Source organism: Pseudomonas mandelii, from assembly GCF_024138395.1.
Classification (GTDB): domain Bacteria; phylum Pseudomonadota; class Gammaproteobacteria; order Pseudomonadales; family Pseudomonadaceae; genus Aquipseudomonas; species Aquipseudomonas mandelii_E.
Genome location: NZ_JAMYDU010000002.1, coordinates 266,135 through 282,742, shown reverse-complemented (window position 1 = coordinate 282,742; position 16,608 = coordinate 266,135). Strand labels below are relative to the sequence as shown.

Annotated in this window: 12 protein-coding genes; all 12 read right to left on the bottom strand. The window is 58.4% G+C overall.

Annotation, left to right across the window (positions count from 1 at the left end; genetic code table 11):
* Positions 1-33 precede the first annotated feature (33 nt).
* The 12 genes from NHU87_RS04625 to NHU87_RS04570 all read right to left on the bottom strand — a co-directional run bounded on the left by NHU87_RS04625 (position 34) and on the right by NHU87_RS04570 (position 16,599).
* The gene (locus NHU87_RS04625) at positions 34-804 is read right to left on the bottom strand and encodes a hypothetical protein (RefSeq protein ID WP_253546056.1); all 771 of its coding nucleotides are present in this window, start codon (positions 802-804) and stop codon (positions 34-36) included.
* Complete coding sequence (locus NHU87_RS04620) at positions 801-3,491, bottom strand: glycoside hydrolase family 19 protein (RefSeq protein WP_253546053.1); 2,691 nt, start codon at positions 3,489-3,491, stop codon at positions 801-803. The genes NHU87_RS04625 and NHU87_RS04620 overlap by 4 nt, the downstream gene beginning before the upstream one ends.
* Positions 3,492-3,544: 53 nt before the next feature.
* Positions 3,545-5,587: a type VI secretion system Vgr family protein gene (locus NHU87_RS04615; RefSeq protein WP_253546051.1), complete on the bottom strand. Its 2,043-nt coding sequence runs from the start codon at positions 5,585-5,587 to the stop codon at positions 3,545-3,547.
* 28 nt (positions 5,588-5,615) lie between these two features.
* Positions 5,616-6,647 carry a serine/threonine-protein kinase gene (locus NHU87_RS04610; RefSeq protein ID WP_253546049.1) on the bottom strand — a complete coding sequence of 344 codons (1,032 nt, stop codon included), beginning with the start codon at positions 6,645-6,647 and terminating at the stop codon, positions 5,616-5,618.
* Positions 6,644-7,372, bottom strand: coding sequence for a PP2C family protein-serine/threonine phosphatase (locus NHU87_RS04605; RefSeq protein WP_253546047.1), 729 nt, complete (start codon positions 7,370-7,372; stop codon positions 6,644-6,646). The genes NHU87_RS04610 and NHU87_RS04605 overlap by 4 nt, the downstream gene beginning before the upstream one ends.
* The gene (tssM, locus tag NHU87_RS04600) at positions 7,372-10,896 is read right to left on the bottom strand and encodes a type VI secretion system membrane subunit TssM (protein WP_253546045.1); all 3,525 of its coding nucleotides are present in this window, start codon (positions 10,894-10,896) and stop codon (positions 7,372-7,374) included. The genes NHU87_RS04605 and tssM overlap by 1 nt, the downstream gene beginning before the upstream one ends.
* Before the next feature lie 13 nt (positions 10,897-10,909).
* A complete protein-coding gene (gene icmH, locus NHU87_RS04595) occupies positions 10,910-11,785 on the bottom strand; it encodes a type IVB secretion system protein IcmH/DotU (RefSeq protein WP_253546043.1) in 876 nt (291 codons plus the stop codon).
* A 5-nt stretch (positions 11,786-11,790) separates the two neighbouring features.
* Positions 11,791-13,122 (bottom strand): type VI secretion system baseplate subunit TssK, encoded by a 1,332-nt coding sequence (tssK, locus tag NHU87_RS04590; protein ID WP_253546040.1) that lies wholly within the window; start codon positions 13,120-13,122, stop codon positions 11,791-11,793.
* Between the two features lie 2 nt (positions 13,123-13,124).
* Entirely contained in the window at positions 13,125-13,625 is a 501-nt protein-coding gene (gene tssJ / locus NHU87_RS04585) for a type VI secretion system lipoprotein TssJ (RefSeq protein WP_038980687.1), read from the bottom strand.
* Between the two features lie 5 nt (positions 13,626-13,630).
* Entirely contained in the window at positions 13,631-14,827 is a 1,197-nt protein-coding gene (gene tagH / locus NHU87_RS04580) for a type VI secretion system-associated FHA domain protein TagH (protein WP_253546038.1), read from the bottom strand.
* A 17-nt stretch (positions 14,828-14,844) separates the two neighbouring features.
* Positions 14,845-14,985, bottom strand: coding sequence for a type VI secretion protein (locus NHU87_RS04575; RefSeq protein WP_253546036.1), 141 nt, complete (start codon positions 14,983-14,985; stop codon positions 14,845-14,847).
* Between the two features lie 93 nt (positions 14,986-15,078).
* Complete coding sequence (locus NHU87_RS04570) at positions 15,079-16,599, bottom strand: sigma-54 interaction domain-containing protein (protein ID WP_253546034.1); 1,521 nt, start codon at positions 16,597-16,599, stop codon at positions 15,079-15,081.
* Between the last annotated feature and the right edge of the window lie 9 nt (positions 16,600-16,608).

Sequence of the window (16,608 nt, the reverse complement as noted above, 5' to 3'; positions counted from 1 at the left end):
CTACCTCATAAATAAATCCTTCCCTTTACGCTCTTAACAACTACTAGTGTCAACGCACTGAACCCAACCACGGATTTCTTTTCCTTTAGCGGTCTTAAACATAATTTGTATCCATCCCGCCTCGACTGCCTCCTGCAAAACTATGTCTCCCTTAATCAAGTACATTTTTGTGATATCGGACAAATTTGCCGAACTATAAATAGGCGTTTTTTTATTCATGGTGAGCTTAACAACATTTCCGTCGACCCACTGTTTGTATGCATTAGAATTAATTTTTTTGCTTATTTCATCGGCCGTTTTATAGGGAAAATTATAAACTAACACCAAGCCGCCGGGTTCAGATGTAATATCCCCCCCCGCACCAAAATAATTCGATAGCCGATCATCCCTCACATAACCCGCCGCCCCCCTAGAAAAGACATGAACACTATAATAGTCTCCTTTATAGTTTACGCCTGTATCCGATCTGATCTCGACACCATGGATTATAAAAAGCTTAGGCGTCCCATCAGTTTTGCTGTTTTCAAAAAAAGCAGCTTTAACGGTTCCTGTAGCCGCCAAAAAAGGTAATCCAGCTATACGTTTTTTATTTCCCACACAGGGGACAAATTCAACTCCAATGGCAACATCTTCAGTTTCTTGACCACCTTCATCAACTAAAGGTTCATTATTGAACACTATGAAACCATCTTCTGCTTTGAGAGCCGGAAACGCATCACTTTTACCTGACTCACAAGCAAAAGAGTTCATTGCAAGCAAACATAAAAACAACGCAAGCAACTTAAAGCTCTTTATCATTTTCATACTGGGCATGCTCCGTAAAGCTCTTCAAAAATATTAGCGATATCCTTCGTAAACGAATCCCTTTCAGCCAACCCCTTAAAAGCGGGATTAATCACCTTAGTCACGGCTCGAATTTTTTGATCCATTGAAAGCGAGCCATTATCGGCGATGGGGCCAATATTGTTCGTTTTCCAGAACCACAGCCCCGATTCAATTATTACTTTGGTGTTGGACTCGACTAATTCCGGATTTGCATCAATGGAAACTCCAATCGCTTGAGCGCAAGCATGGTAATTAGTATAGTGCGTCAAATGAAGCAAACCTCGCCCACGATAGTCGTTCTGAGGGTATTGATTGACGCCAAAACTATGCCGACCATAACCCGGATCATTGTCGATCAGATGATCGTCAACGTACTGAATTTTCTCAGCCTGTGTCAAATTCAAGCCCAACCTTGCAAACCCCGCATTTATGACAGTCGGCGCCATATTATATAAAGAGGTCGGTGTATAACTCTGCCGACTATATCGCAAGCTTTCTCGGAATTTTTTAAATTTTCCAGTCTCGTGCTTACCTTGTCCCAGCAGATGAATTATCTGTGAACACGAATTGACCTCGTATTTGGAAAAGAACGCGTTAGCGGTATTAACAAACTCCTCAATAAATGCGTCAGTAACGGATGGAGCTGAGATCCTCTTCATAAAATCATGCGAAAGCGCAACGTTTTTTCCACACTTTTTACACTTATTAGAGCCTACCGTCACAAAATTCGAAATTAGCCCCACCGGATGAATATGCTGCACCATCGCATCAGCCGTAATTCCGTGAAGTCCAATTAACTTTAACCACCAACTAAGACGCTCAATTCTTGACTTTTCCTCTACCCACGACTTATGCGGATCAGAATCGCTATGTCCAATGATTTCGTCTAGAGCATCCCATTTTTCTTTTTTATAGTTCCATTCATTTTCATAGCGTGTAACCATTTGCGATATCGGTTGCGAGAACCAAGGTTTATTCAGCGCTTCAGCTATTTCAGAAGGTGCTAATTTTTTATCCCCATTCCTATCGAGGATTTTGTACAAAGTCTCGGTGACCGAACCCGACGCCGCAGTTTCAACACTTGGCAAGTATGCTTCACGCTCCTGCTCATTGAGGCTTTCCTGTGCATGAAGGAAAGCAGCAAAGTGGTCAGCGTTGCTGACGGTTTCGTCAATGAAAGTAAAGCCTTCCCACTCAAAGGGTGAATGACGCGACAGAGTGGTATCCGGCTCCGCAAACCAGCCATCGATGCCATCGCCGTGTTCGTCTCCGAGCAAACCGTCTAAACGCCACCAATAAGTGGTCGTGGTCGTTCCATTCATGACAACTGACTCTTTGATCTTCTTCTCCGCCGGCAGTCCTTCAAGTAAACCTACAGGAATGAAAAAGTCATACGCCACTTCGCTACTCGGATCAGCAGCTTTCGGTGGATTGGTCGCGCTCATACTTTGCGAATGAGTAATCAACCGTGAGCCTTTGGGTATCTTGACCAGCGTCTTTTCGGCGGCGGGTAAACTGACACCCTTGGGCTTACTTTGGTCAGTAAACGCCTTCACATCCTCACAACTAAAAACCTCTAGGTGCAGGAGGTTCTTCGGAACAGCATCTGAATGGTTCTGATATTTGCCAACATGCCCCAGAACCTCACCTGCCTTGATCTTGTATGTCGGAGTGAGGACGACAACATCCCCCATCGGGCTATGCGGCTCACTCTGTGGAGTAAGTGATTGCGACCAAATAAACCCCGGAAGTTTCCCATCCGCGCCGGGTATCAGGGCGGGTGTTGCCTGACCACTGACGATTTCGGCAAGTTTACGAAAGTTATTAGGGGTCGGGTCCTCACCAAGTCGTATTCGCGTACCTGCTGGTAAATGGCTAAGTGGTAGGCCGCTAGTGTGAGCATCACGAACATTCGCTCCGTGCTGAGCGCCACCGGGAATAGGGTCTTGTGCTTCATTGCCCACGAAGTACTTTCCGCCACCCAAGTCCTTCAATTGGCCCTTGAACACCCATCCATTCGCAGGCAAGCCTGCAATCTCTGGGCTGACGCTAACAACTGCCACCCAATTTTGATTGGCTGGGGCAGGCTGCGTAACCACGGTTGTCCCGCGGGGCAAAACTGCCAAGACCGGAAAGTGTCCGGCGTTACCGCTTCGCATCCGGATGCCTAAAGGCTTGTCCGGAGCGTTGGCTTTAACTTCATAAAGGCCTTTCCCCCAAAACCCCGGTGGTTTAAGCGTCGGATTCGTCTTGTAATTCTCCCAATCCAGCAGGTGCATATAAAGACTGAAGAACGTCAGGCTTGGCCCGGCTGCAGGAGCTGACGCAGGAGGTACCGGAAACTCAAGCCGATGCTTAACCAACACAAACCCTGTTGAATAAACCGAATGCGTCGAGCCAAAATCTGATGTTGGGTATTTCTCATCAATGCGATAGGCCACTACCTCACCGTCAGCGATGCATCTGACTTCCGTCAGATCATTCACCAAACCAGTGTCTTCGTCGAAATGAACCCCGCCATGCCAGAGGCCATTAGCCCCCAATGGGTAGTAGCCGTCTTTTGCCTTCGCCAAAGCCTTATAGAACTTCTGTGGATCCGTCGCCTCAGCTGACCCTACTTTCAGGGGATACGACCATTTCTCTACTTTGCTTGTTGTTTCAGTCATTACCAATTACCTAAATTCTGATCCCTGGTGGCTTGGATTGCCGTCTATGTCGATTAACCAGAAAAATTGAGCATTCGTTTCGGTTTGCGTTTGACCTGTTCCTCAGGCGAATTCCCCAACGCCTGATCCATCAAACTCCCCGCCTTATCCTTATCCGCAGCCCCCGGCAGCACCGGTGGCTTAATCCCAATCCCGGTCCCACTCCCCGCCGACCCACCGGCATTAATCTTCACCACCGGCCCAACAACCGTCACACCACCCGCATCGAGCTTGATAAAACTCCCACCGGCCTTAACCGTGAGCTCCATCCCAGCCTCGATAACAATCTTGTCCCCAGCCTTGAGGTGAATCTCTTTCCCCGCACTGGTCAGCTGCGCAGTCCCCAACTTCACATGCTGGTTCTGCCCAATCGTCAGATGATCATCCATCCGCACTTCACTCTTGCGATCCGCGATCGTGGTCCGATGCTCCTCAGCCTTCAGCTCGGTGTAAGTGTTCTTCTCAACGGTATCGTGGCGCTCATTCCCCACCCGAATCTTCTGGTCATGCTCAATGTTTTCATCCCAATCCCGCTGGGCATGAATAAAGATCTGCTCCGCCCCCTTCTTGTCTTCAATCCGCAGTTCATTGAACCCACCGCCCCCCGGTGAGCTGAGGGTTTTGAACACGGTGCGAGTCTTGTTCGCCGGCAGTTCGTAGGGAACCTGGTTTTCCTTGTGGTACAGGCAACCAGTCACCAACGGCTGGTCAGGATCCCCTTCGAGGAAGGTGACGAGCACTTCCATACCGATCCGCGGAATAGCGATGGCGCCATAACGGTCACCCGCCCAACTCGAAGAGACGCGCATCCAGCAGCTGGTTTTGTCATCCGCCACCCCTTCGCGGTCCCAGTGGAATTGCACTTTGATGCGGCCGTATTGGTCGCAGTGGATTTCTTCGCCTTTGGGGCCGGTGACCATGGCGGTCTGGCTGCCGAGGACGCGGGGTTTGGGGTGTTCCAGCGCGGGACGGTAGAACACGGCCCATGGGGTGGCGAGGAAGTGGTTGCGGTAGCCCTGGTGGAAGTCGTCTTTGTTGTCGGTGGTGTCGCTGGTCACGCCTTCTTCGAGCACTTGCGGCTGTTTGCCTTCGTGGATGACTTCGGTGAGCAGCCAGAGGTCGTTCCACTCGGTGCGCGGGTGGTCGGAGATTTCCAGGAAGTGGCCGCTGACGAGGGTGGTCTGGTCGCCATGGCCTTCGGCTTGCTGGTAGTCGGCGCGGTGGCGTTCGAGGGCGCGCTGGCTGAGGAATTTGCCGCGCGCGCGGTCGAGGAAGCGGCCGGGGTAGTCGTAGTCTTCGAGGTCTGGTTCGGTGCTTTCGCCGTCGGGTTTATAAGCTGCTTCGAGTTTCAGGCGAGGTTTTTCGAAGTCGTAGTCGCGGCGGGTGACGCGGCCGGTGCGGGTTTCCAGGCGCAGTTTGAAGCCTTTGATCACGGGTTCGTCGGCGACCATGCCGCTGCCTTGCACGTAAGCGGTGGGCTGGCCGAGTTTCGGGAACACCGTTTGATCGTCACCGAATACCAGTAGATGACCTTTGGAACTGTGCTGGAAGTGGTAGTGAATGCCTTCCTCTTCGCACAGTCGCTGGACGAAGTGCAGATCGGTTTCATCGTATTGCACGCAGTAGTCGCGGTCCGGGCACGGGGTGCTCAGCTGGAAGCGGTAGGCGTTGCCTTTGATGCCGTGTTCTTCCAGGATCAGCGCGATGATTTTCGGCGCGGACATCTGCTGGTAGATGCGCTGGTTGGTGCGGTGATGCAGGTATTGCAGGTGCGGCACCAGGGAGACTTTGTAGCGGGTCAGGCGTTTACCGGCATCGCCTTGGGCGACGCGGTAGATCTGGCCATGGATGCCGGAACCCTTCGGGTCGAATGCGAGGAACGCCTGCTTGTGCAGGAGCTTTTCCAGGTCCAGGTCCGGGTTTTCGCTGACCAGTTCCAGGTCGAAGCGATACGGCTGGCTGATGCCTTCAGTGCCGGTGAACGACAGCACTTGCAAGTCGCCGGCATAGTCTTCGACTGTGAGGCTGAAGTGCGTTTCGTTAGCTGAGTTGAACATTGCTTGCTCCCTGTTCGGTAGTCATCCGTTACGCCCGCAGTCGCAGACGTTGCAGCCAAGACGATGTGGCGCCCATAGCGTCACGCAGTTGGGCGGCAGTGATCGTTCGATCTGCCGCATCGAAAGCCAGCGCCTTTCGCAGGGCTGGCCAGCAGTGTTTGGGTAGGTTTCGGGGTGCGTGCAGCTCGCGGTCGAGGCGTCCGTCGCGGGCCTCGGTCGAGGGCAAGCGGCGGAACGGGTGTTTGCCGCCCGCCAGTTCGTAGATCACGCAGGCCACGCCGTAAACGTCCGCGCTGGCCGACAGCGGCTGGCCTTCAAGCAGTTCGGGGGCGGCGTAGCCGGGGGTCCAGGCGTTGAAGCGGTTGCGGCTCAGGTGTGGCAGGCCGGGCAGGATGCCCTCTTCCGCTTGGCCGAGGCCGAAGTCGAACAGGCGCACGCCTTCTTCGCTGAGCATGACGTTGCTCGGCTTCATGTCGCCGTGCAGCACGCCGCGAACGTGGGCGTAGGCCAGCGCGTCGAGCAGGGGCAGCGCGATGTCACGCAGCTCTTTCCACGGCAGGCCCAAGGGGCGCTCGCAGAGTAATTTGTCCAGGGTCAGCCCACGCATGAGTTCCATGGTGATGAAGGCACGCTGGCAGTCGGTGTCCACTTCAAAGGTGTGCGGTCGCAGCACGTTGTCGTGGCGCAGGCGTCGGGTCAGGGCGAACTCGCTGTAGAGCAAGGCGCTGGCGTCCGGCGATTCGGCAAATTCTTCGCTGAGGATTTTCAGCGCGATGTAAGGGTCGGGATCGCCGAACTGTTCGCTCAGCAGGTCCCGTGCGCGGTAAACCGCGCCCATGCCACCTGCACCAAGCAAGCGCTCGATGCGGTAACGCCCCGCCAGCACGTCCGGCAGTTCACCGACGCTGGCTTTGGTCAGCGCCAGTGCAGGCTCAACCTTATGCGGCTTTCCGTTTAGAGGCTTTCCGTTTAAAGGCTTGGCGAAAGCGAAGTAAGTCAGGTTATTGGCTTCTTCCTCGGTCACCAGCAGGTCGTCGATCGGTGGCATGAGTTCAGTCATTGGCGGATCACCACGGCAGTCAGATTGTCCCGGGCCGAGCCACGCAAAGCGCCGTCGAACAGACGCTCCAGCGCAACGTGCGGCGCGGTCAGGCTCAGGGCGTTGCCCAAGGCATCGCTCGTCAGCCCTTGATACAAACCGTCGCTGCACAACAGAAATGCATCGCCGGGGTAGACCTCGAGTTCCAACACATCCAGCGTCAACTGCTCGGCAGCGCCGACCGCACGGGTCAGCGCATGAGCAGCAGGATGCGCACGAGCGTCTTCGACACTCATTTGTTGCTCGTCGATCAGTTGCTGTTGCAGCGAATGGTCCTTGGACAGTTGATACAAACGCTGGCCGCGCCACAGGTAGCAGCGGCTGTCGCCGGCCCAGATGCAGGCCGCGCGATTGCCTTCCACCAGCAGCGCCACCACGGTGCTGCCCATGATGCTGTCATGACGCCCGGCGGTGACGGTCAACTCCTGACCCAAGCGGCGGTTGAGCCAGTGCAGGCACTGGCGAATGCCTTTGAGTCGTTCGTCGAAGTCGTCCTGCACCGGCAGGTCCGCCAGGCTGGCGACGATCAACTGGCTGGCGATGTCGCCACCCTGATGACCGCCCATGCCGTCCGCGACCACCCACAGCCCCTGCTGTGGACAGTCGAGGAAAGCATCTTCGTTGCGCGCCCGAACCTTGCCCGGATCGGTACGCGCAGCGCTGCGCCAGGGACTGGCAACCAGCATCAGAGCTGCACCGGCATACGGAAAGTACGCAGCACGCCCATGTCGAACGGGTTCGGCGTGCGCTGGCTCGACAGCAAGTAGTTGGCGCGCAGGCCACCCACGTCAGCCTTGAGTACCAGCACGTCGCGACCGGTCAGGTACTCGGTCTGCATCAGGTCGAACAGACGGAACAGCGACCATGGGCCGGTGTTCTTCTCGATGCCGATCGGGCGGCCGGCCATTTTGTCGAGGACCAGGCTGGTGCGACCGTCTTCGGCGTCGGTCGGCCATTTGAACGACACCGGCACGATCGGGCCGTGACGGTATTCAATGGTCTTGTCGCCAAACTTGAACTCGGAACGGCTGACGGCCGGGTCGAGGGTGTACGGCTCCAGTTTGAACTGCACTTGCGGCTCGGCCGGGTTGATCGAGAAGAAGCTCTGGCGGATCACTTGTGCCGCGGCCATCTGGTCGAGGTAGACCTTGGAGATCGGCATGCTGTGACCGTCAACGCTGCGCAGGCGGTAGTTGCCTGGATCGCCACTCACGAACGGACGCATGTAGTTCTCGAAGAAGCGATCGGCGATGCCCTGGGCCTTGAAGAACTCGCGGAAGTCGCTGATCGCAACGTCGCTGGTGCTGTGGGCGCTGAATGGGTAACGCTTGTTGATCGCCTTGCCGTAGAAACTGTACAGCTCGCTCTGATAACGCTGGTTCAGGTACTGGTAGGAATCGTTGAGCACCAGACGCCAGGTATCTTCGGCTAGCACGTTGAACCACACGCTCACCGGACGCGGCAGACGGTTCGACGCGTTGCGCAAGTTGCTCAGCGCATCACGCTGGCCGCTCATGCGGGTCTTGGCCATTTCGAACGCGGCCTGATCCGGCGCGCTGGCACGGGCCAGGCTTGCCAGTTGCAGTTGCAGGTCGTTGAGTGCTGTCAGGGCCGGGGTGAGATCAGCGGCCGGGCCGTTGTTGTCATCCAGCAAACGGTGCAGCGGTTCGAAGCGACGTTGCAGGGATTTCTTCGCGGTGTCCGGCAAGTTCTTCGCCATGTCCGACGCTTTGTCCGCGGCGGCGGCAGCGAGTTTACCCAACTTGCCGCCCTTATCGCCCAGCTTGTCAGCCGCTTCGGCGGCTTCATCGGCGCTGTCTGCGATGACCTGGAAACGGGTGTTTTCGCGCACTTCCACCAGCAATTGCAGCACTGGCGAGTTGGCGGAAGTCAGGCCCGCCAGTTGCTCGGCGCCTTCACCGGCGTCGTTGATCGGTGGCAATGCCACCTGGCCGACCGCTTCGCTCCAGAAGTTGGCGTAATCGCGGAAGTACAGCTGCTCCAGTTCGACCATCAGGCGACGCAAGTCCATGCCGCTGATGCCCGAGCCTTCGCCCAGTACCCAGTTGTCACGCAGAATGTCGGTAACCAGTGCAGTGCCCTGGACCGAAAAATACTGCTGATAACCCTGTTGGGTGTAGAACCCCGGAATCACGTAATCGGTGCCGACAAACAGCGCACCCTGTGGGCCCAAGTGTTGGCTGAAACGGTATTCCGGCAGATTGCGAGCCTGCTCGCGCAGCATCCGGTAAACCACGTTGGCCAACGACTCGCTGCGCAGCACCTGACGCGCCTGCGCCACCAGTTGCTCGTTCAGCGGGTAGATAAACGGCTGCTTGAGCAAACGCTCAAAGTGGGTGTTCAAACCGTTCTGCACCGCTGTGTTGCCGGCATAACGCAGGGACCAGTCAGTGGCGACCCAATCCTTGAGCCACGCGGCATCGCGGCGATCTTTCATGTTCAGCATCAGGTACGCACGCAGGCTGTTGAGCAGGCGTTCGCGGTCCTTCATGTTGGCGCGGATCTGCCCTTCCAGCAGCGTCGCGACCCGTGGCAACAGTTGCGCTTCGAGCTCACGCTCGTAGGCACTCTTGACCACCGGATTGGCATCTTCACCTTGGTACAGGCCGCCACGCTCATGGTACGACACGTCACCTTTGTTCGGGAAAACCTGAGTCGCTGCGTAACTGGTGTCGAGGGTCTTGAGCACCGCCATCGAGTCATCACGCGCCGTCAGGGCCGAGCGTTGCTGATTCCAGTTTTGTGCCAGGTTACGCAGGTTTTCCAGACGCTCATAGTTGGCCGAGAAACCACCAGCCCACAGCATGCCGAACAGCGCCAGTGCCGCCAGTGCGCCCACGTACAGCGCACGTTGACCCCAATGAATGCGGCTGCGTTCGCGCTTGTCCAGACCGGCCAGATCGGCCTCGGGGAAAATCACCCGGCTGAGCAAATGGTGAATAAACCGGGAACGGCCGCTGCGCAGGGTCGGCAGCATACCGGCGTTCATGCCCAGGCTGGCGCCGATACCGGCGGTGGTCGAGTCCATCTGTTCGGTCAGGTGCGGTGCGCTGGTCAGGTAGAAACCACGCAACTGGCTGACACGCTGGTAGCGGTTGCCGGTGAACGCCATGTCGACGAACAGGCACAGACGCTCGCCGATCTGCCCCAGTTGATGCGGGAAGTCGAGGATGCGACCACGGCGCTGGGTGTCGCGCTCCTGGTGCATGCGCATGATCACTTGGCTGTTCAGGCGACGCAGCAGCTCTTCGAACTCGGCGCGCAGCACGGCCACGTCAGTACCGCTCTGCTCTTTGCGGAAGCTGGTGCCGAGTACCTGATCGCTTTCTTCGCGGGTCAGCTGGTCGAAGAACTCGTCGAAACCGAGCAGGCGATCGGCCTTGCTCAGCACCAGATAAATCGGCACGTCGACGTGCAGTTTCTGATGCACGTCTTGCAGACGCGCGCGCACCTGACGGGCCAGAGTGTCAATATCCTGCTCGCTGCCACCGGTGAGGGTTTCCACCGGAATGGTCACCAGCACGCCGTTCAACGGGCGATTGCGGCGACGCTTGCGCAGCAGGTCGAGCAAGGTGCTCCAGGCGCTGCCATCGACTTCGGCATCCGGTTGGGTCAGGTAGCGCCCGGCGGTGTCGATCAGCACGCCGTGATCGGCGAAGTACCAGTCGCAATGCCGAGTGCCGAGGGTGTCGCGGGTGAGTTTGCGGTCGATCTTGTTGATCGGAAACTCAAGGCCCGAGAAGTCCAGCAGGCTGGTCTTGCCGCTGCCCTGCGGGCCGATCAGCAAGTACCACGGCAAATCACTGCGCCAGCGCTCGCTGCGGCCGCGATACAGGCTCGAGGTCTTCAGGGTTTTCAGGGCGTCCTTGAAACGCGCCTTCAACTCTTTTTGCTCTTCGTCGATCAGCTCTTCGCGGCGGATACGGTCCTGACCGTCTTCGGTTTCTTCGATGGCTTTTTTGCGCACACCGGCGCGCCAGCTGACGAAGACCATGGTCAGGCCCCAGATCAGGAACAGCACACTGATGGTCAGCAGGCGGGAGGTCGAACCTTCCCAGAACTTGTAGTCATTGACCGCCAGCAGCGGCCCGACGAACCACACCAGCAGCGCGACGAACAGCACCAGCAGCAGGGTCCAGACCCAGGTCTGGCGCAGGAATGCGCCGACTTTCTTGAAAAACTTTTTCATCACACGTCCCTGTTTACGGCTTCGACTGCGGCTGGACCGCGGCCGAATCTAGCGGCTGATAAGGTTGCAGAACGGTTTCGCGTTGCTCGCCCAGCACCCAAGCGAAGCCCGAATACATCACCACCAGGCAGACCACGGTGAACAGCACCACCATCCACGCCGGCACGATGCGCACCAGGCTGCGGCGTTGATCGTTCAAGCCTTCCCAATGCGGCGACAGCTCACGCGGCACGTCACCGCGCAGTTGACGAATCTGTCGATACAAGGCGTCGCGGATGCCTTCGAGTTCGAGCATGCCGCGCGCTTGTACCCGATACTTGCCTTCGAAACCGAGGGACAGGCACAGGTACATCAGCTCCAGCATCGGCAGGTGCTTGACCGGGTTTTTCGACAAGCGATCCAGCAGCTGGAAGAACTTCTCGCCACCGAAGGTTTCGTTGTGGAAGCTGCTGAGCAAGCTCATCTGCGACCACTCGCTTTCGTTGCCCCACGGCGTGGTGACGACAGCTTCGTCGACCACGGTGCAGAGCACATAACGCGCGGCCATTACCTGGCTGCTTTCGGCGCCGTTGTGCAGCGCGCGTACTTCAAACAGCTTCAGCCCGGCGGTCAGTCGCTCGTTGAGCGCGTACAGGTCTTCGCGGGTGTCGCTGTGCTTCAGGCGAACCACTTCCGACAACAGTTCGGACGCAGCGGCCACCAGCGAATTGAGGCTGATGTTGAACGCTTCGGCCGGACGCAGGCGTGCGGCGTAGATCATCCGTTCTTCCAGCTGTTCGAAACGCGGCGGTGCAGCGAAGTCAGTCAGCGGACTCGACGCCGGGCCGTGGCCCTGACGGTCGAGCAGGACGGTTTTGTCGTCCTGGTTGTATTCCATGTCCTTGATCATGTCGGTCAGTTCCTGATGGCCCAGAATTTCAGTTCAAGCTCGGCGAATTCGCCGGACACGTGGAACGCGAAGCCGCCGGAGCGCTCCAGTTGCGCCAGGTCTTCGGAACTGAGTTCGAGGATGAAATAGGTTTTGTTGGAGTGGAACGCGATCTGCCGTGGGGCCACCGGCAACGGTTTGACCTTGATGCCCGGCAGATGCAGGTTGACCAGTTGGCGGATGCGCTCCACCGGGCCGACCTTGAGGTGCGCCGGCAAGCGATGACGCAGTTCTTCGGAGTCGCAGTTGGCACTGGCCGCGAGCACGAACGAGGCCGAGCCCAACAGTTTGTGGTCGTGCAATGGCGACACGATGATCCCGTACTGACGCGCTTGCAGCACCAGTTCGATGGCGTGCTGTTCGAGCACCATCGACAGCACCTGACGAATCGCTTCCATCAGTTTGCGGAAGCTGGCGCCCTGGTCGCTGTGCTGGTAACGGCTGTCCAGACGCGGGCGTTTGCTCTCGCTGGAAAACGTCGCCAGATCACCGAGCATGGTCAGCAGCGTGCGGTACAACTCTTCCGGGTGAACCTGTTCCAGGCCGAGGTAATGGCGCAGCAACAGCTCGGTGCGGTTGATCAGTTGCAGCATCATGAAGTCGCCGACTTCCGCGCCACCGACCTTACCGTTGGAGCGAATCCGCTCGGCGATGGTGTCGCCCCGGTGGCCGAGCATGCTGATGACTTCTTTGAGGCACGACAGCAGGTAGCTGGACGAATGCGCCTGAATGTAGGTCGGCACGAAGTCCGGATCGAGGCTGATCACGCCGTCGGGCGTGGTGTCGAGCACTTCGCAGATCTTCAGCTTCACGTAGGCCTGGTCGCTCTGCTGCTCGCCGAGCAACAGTTTGAAGTCCGGACGACCGCAGCTGACCTGGCTGGCGGAGTCGTCGCCGGCGTTGGAGTCGGCGACTTCCGCGTCGTACGCGGTGTAGCGCGCCAGCACGTCGGATTGCTCCGGACGGCGAGACTCGATGTGGTTACCGGTCACCAGTGGCAGCGCCAGATAGATTGGCGTGTTGCCAGTGTTCGGCGGCACGTCCAGGGCCAGCGGCTCGGTGTTGCCACCCAGTTCGAACAGGCTGCCGTCCGGCAGAATCCCCGAGGCCTGGCTGATCACCAGTTTGCCCATGTTGAGGAACTGCAAGTCGATTTCCAGGTTGAGGAAGCCCCAGGTGTAACTGCCCAGCAACTGGGTGCGGGTCTTCATCTGGTGGTCGTAGTAACGATCGTTGTGCTGGAAGTGCTGCGGGCGCAGCAGCATGCCTTCCTGCCAAATGACTTTATGCGCATTCATGTTCAGTCATCTGCCTTGGCGAGCGTTTCATGGGTATTTCGGATGCCGGCCTGATCGAGGGTCAGGTCAGCCACGGTGACTTCCAGCGGAGTGATTTGCACGGTGTAGCGCCATTTGGTTTCCGGCAGGTCGCGGTAAGCCGCGAGCACGCCGACGTAACGGCTACCCTCTTCCACACTGAGCTTGAGTTCGATGGTTTCACCCGGACGCAGTTCGAGTTCTTCGCTGGCCACCAGGTCCGGGACCAGGGATTCCTTGGCGCGTTCGTAGAGGCTGAAGAAATCAGCGTTCTCGAACGTCACCGGGTGCTTGAGCTCCAACAGGCGCACGACAATCGGCGACGGACGACCGTTGAGGTCGGGGTTCAACTGATCGCTGGCGGTCAGCTTCAGGTTGAGTTTGGTCACGGTGGAATACGGCGATAGCGACGAGCAACCGGCCAGCAGCACGAGGGCAGTGAGCGCAGTCAGCGTCTTGAAAAAAGCGGTCGAGCAGCGAGACATGCGCATCATCCTTGGTGGTCGGTGTGTAGGGTGGAAATCAGGCGGATCTGTTCTTCGTAGGCCTGAGCGAAGTCGCGGGCCAACAGTCGCTCGCTCCAGTCATCGTCCTGACGCAGGGCCTGGTGATAACGGCCGTAAGCCCTCCAGCGACTGCCGGAGGTCGCGAGCAACGGCTTGTTGTCACGCTCGAAACGCAGGGTCAGCTGTTGCGGCGAGAAGTGCTCCAGGGTGCCGCGAACGGCGGCGCGGCTGGCGGTCAGCAATGCGACCTGATGCGCTTGCAAATCGCGGAACGCGCGGGAGATCGCTTGCTCCGCCGGCAACTGACCCGGCTTGTTGCCCTGCAACAGAATGCCCAGCGCTTCGCCGGCATCGACGGCGAATTTCAGCGGGTTCTTGTGAGTGCCTTGCACGGTGGTCTGGGCCAGGCGCAGTTCGTTTTTCAGTTCACTGCGGGTGCGCAGGCTCTGCTGCAAACCGCCGACGCTTTGCTTGAGCAAGCGCGCGGCGTTCAGCGCCAGGGCTTCGCGGGCGTCGTGGTCGAGGCCTTTGAGATCCACGCCGAGGGCGGCACCGAAGTGTTCCCAGAACCCTTCGCTCTGACGTTCGACCGCTTTCGGCGGAGGCGCCGGTGCGGGCTCTGCCGGGGCATCGATCAGCTCCGGGACCATCAGGCTTTCCATGTCGATGCGCGCATAGTCGGCACGCTGACGGGTGTCTTCGATCGTGGTGCTCGGGGAAATCAGTTCATCGATTTCCGAGTACACGCGCTCTTGCTGGTCGAGGGCATTCAGTGGGTCGAGATCGAGGAACGCATCGTCCGGAATGATGCTGCCCGCGGCCTGCGGACGACCGACTTCAACGTCGAACGTCGCCGGGTCGCGCACCAGACGCGCGCGGATCTCAAAGTCACCCAGCACATACACGCTGCCGTGCTCGATGCGCATCGGCTCGCCCTTGCGCAGGCGCGCGCCGCTGTCGCTGTCCTGGATACCGTTGCTGCTGGTATCTGTCAGGAAAAACGTGCCTTCGCGGTAGCTGATCACCGCGTGGTGGTTGGACAGGTGACGCTTGCGGTCGGGAATGATCCAGTCGCAATCCTCGCCCCGGCCGATCACGCCACCGGCCTGCTTGAAGGTCTTCTGGCACAAATCCGTGGGCACGAACTGCTTGGTGTTCAGCATTTCGAAAACCAGTTCCATGGTGATACTCCTTGCGGTCACTTGCCGCGATTGACCGCCTGCGGATCACCCAATGGGCGATAGGTGTTGTCGTTGTATTTGTAATTGCCGCTACAGCCGCCGAGGCCGCATAGAACGACGAGGGCCAGCAGGACGGCTTGCCAGTGACGAACAGACATCAGAGGGTCTCCAGGGGTAGACAAAGCACAAAGCGCCGACCCGTTTGGGCGGCGCTATCAGAAGCGAATGAGGTGAAATCGACGGTCTTTTGCCTACCCATCGAAATCACCCAAATTGATATTCAGGCGCCCGAGGCGATACAGCAGCGTGCGCCGTGGCAACCCGAGTTCGCGGGCGGCGAGGGTCTGGTTGCCGTCGTTTTTGCGCAGGCAGTCGAGCAGCAAACTGCGCTCGACCTGTTCCAGGCGTTCGCGCAGGTTCAGGCCGCTGTTGTCTTCCGGCATGGCTTCCATGCGCAGGGAGAAATGCTCGGCCAGCAACTCGCCGCCTTCGCACAGCAATACCGCGCGCTCGACCAGACCTTTGAGTTCACGCACGTTGCCGGGGAAGGCATAACCGGACAGGTGATCCAGCGCCGCGTCGGACCAACGCACCGCATCCCGTTGCAGAAACGCGCACGCCTTGTCGGCGAAGTGCCGGGCCAGGTCGAGGATGTCGCCTTCGCGCTGACGCAGGGCCGGCAACTCGATCGGGAATTGCGCGAGGCGGTAGTACAAGTCCTCGCGGAACTTGCCTTCGCTGACCAGCACCGACAAATCCCGGTGCGTCGCGGCGATGATGCGCACGTCGATTTTGTGGGTATCGTTGGAACCCAACGGGCGGATCTCGCCTTCCTGCAACACGCGCAACAACTTGGCTTGCAGCGACAACGGCATGTCGCCGATTTCATCGAGCAATAAGGTGCCGCCATTGGCCGCGTCAAACAGCCCGGCACGGTCGCGGTCGGCGCCGGTGAAGGCACCTTTGCGGTAGCCGAACAGTTCGCTTTCCAGCAGGTTCTCGGGGAACGCCGCGCAGTTCTGCACGATGAACGCCTGGGAACGTCGCGGGCCGCAATCGTGAATCGCCCGCGCGACCACTTCCTTGCCGGTGCCGGTCTCGCCGCGCAACAGCACGGTGTACGGGCTGTGCAAAACTTTGCTGATCAGCGAATAGGTCTGGCGCATCGCCGCGCTCTTGCCGATCAAGCCATAACCGCTGGCGCTCGGGACATTGACCGGCGCCGGTCGAACATCGCCGCTCGGCTGACGCAAACGCTGCAGCAAGTGCAGTTGACCGAGCACGAACGAGCCCAGTTGACTGAGGGAATCGGCAAAGCCTTGCAGGTCGATCTGCCGGCGACTGGCGCACAGCAACAAACCTTCGACAGCCTTTTGTTGATTGACCAACGGCACGCACAACAGCGACTGCCAAGGCGTGGCCTGGAGCGGCAGAAAGCTGGTTTCGTGCAGGCTGCCGCTCAGCTCGCTGAGGCACACCACGCGGTTCTGGCACAGGGCGAACTGCAGCAATTGTTCACCGTTGTAATCCGCCGGCAGGCTCGCCCCTTCCCGGGGTTGCAGAATGCCATTCAGGCACTCGGCGTTCATCCCCAGACAGGTGTGGGTCGCGTCCAGCAGATACAGTTGCGTCAATTCGCAACCGCTGAGCTCGGCCAACCCGCGCACGAAGTCACCCAGCAACGCAGCACCGTCCGCCGCGCGCGACAGGCTGGCGAACTGCGCCAGCAAGGCTTCGGCATAGACCAGCGGTTGCGGCACTTGAGTGAACATCACACCCAC

Bases quoted from the DNA above. Each gene is read 5' to 3' on its own strand.
- NHU87_RS04625 (WP_253546056.1), bottom strand. From the start codon at position 804: ATGAAAATGATAAAGAGCTTTAAGTTGCTTGCGTTGTTTTTATGTTTG.
- NHU87_RS04620 (WP_253546053.1), bottom strand. From the start codon at position 3,491: ATGACTGAAACAACAAGCAAAGTAGAGAAATGGTCGTATCCCCTGAAA.
- NHU87_RS04615 (WP_253546051.1), bottom strand. From the start codon at position 5,587: ATGTTCAACTCAGCTAACGAAACGCACTTCAGCCTCACAGTCGAAGAC.
- NHU87_RS04610 (WP_253546049.1), bottom strand. From the start codon at position 6,647: ATGACTGAACTCATGCCACCGATCGACGACCTGCTGGTGACCGAGGAA.
- NHU87_RS04605 (WP_253546047.1), bottom strand. From the start codon at position 7,372: ATGCTGGTTGCCAGTCCCTGGCGCAGCGCTGCGCGTACCGATCCGGGC.
- tssM (WP_253546045.1), bottom strand. From the start codon at position 10,896: ATGAAAAAGTTTTTCAAGAAAGTCGGCGCATTCCTGCGCCAGACCTGG.
- icmH (WP_253546043.1), bottom strand. From the start codon at position 11,785: ATGATCAAGGACATGGAATACAACCAGGACGACAAAACCGTCCTGCTC.
- tssK (WP_253546040.1), bottom strand. From the start codon at position 13,122: ATGAATGCGCATAAAGTCATTTGGCAGGAAGGCATGCTGCTGCGCCCG.
- tssJ (WP_038980687.1), bottom strand. From the start codon at position 13,625: ATGTCTCGCTGCTCGACCGCTTTTTTCAAGACGCTGACTGCGCTCACT.
- tagH (WP_253546038.1), bottom strand. From the start codon at position 14,827: ATGGAACTGGTTTTCGAAATGCTGAACACCAAGCAGTTCGTGCCCACG.
- NHU87_RS04575 (WP_253546036.1), bottom strand. From the start codon at position 14,985: ATGTCTGTTCGTCACTGGCAAGCCGTCCTGCTGGCCCTCGTCGTTCTA.
- NHU87_RS04570 (WP_253546034.1), bottom strand. From the start codon at position 16,599: ATGTTCACTCAAGTGCCGCAACCGCTGGTCTATGCCGAAGCCTTGCTG.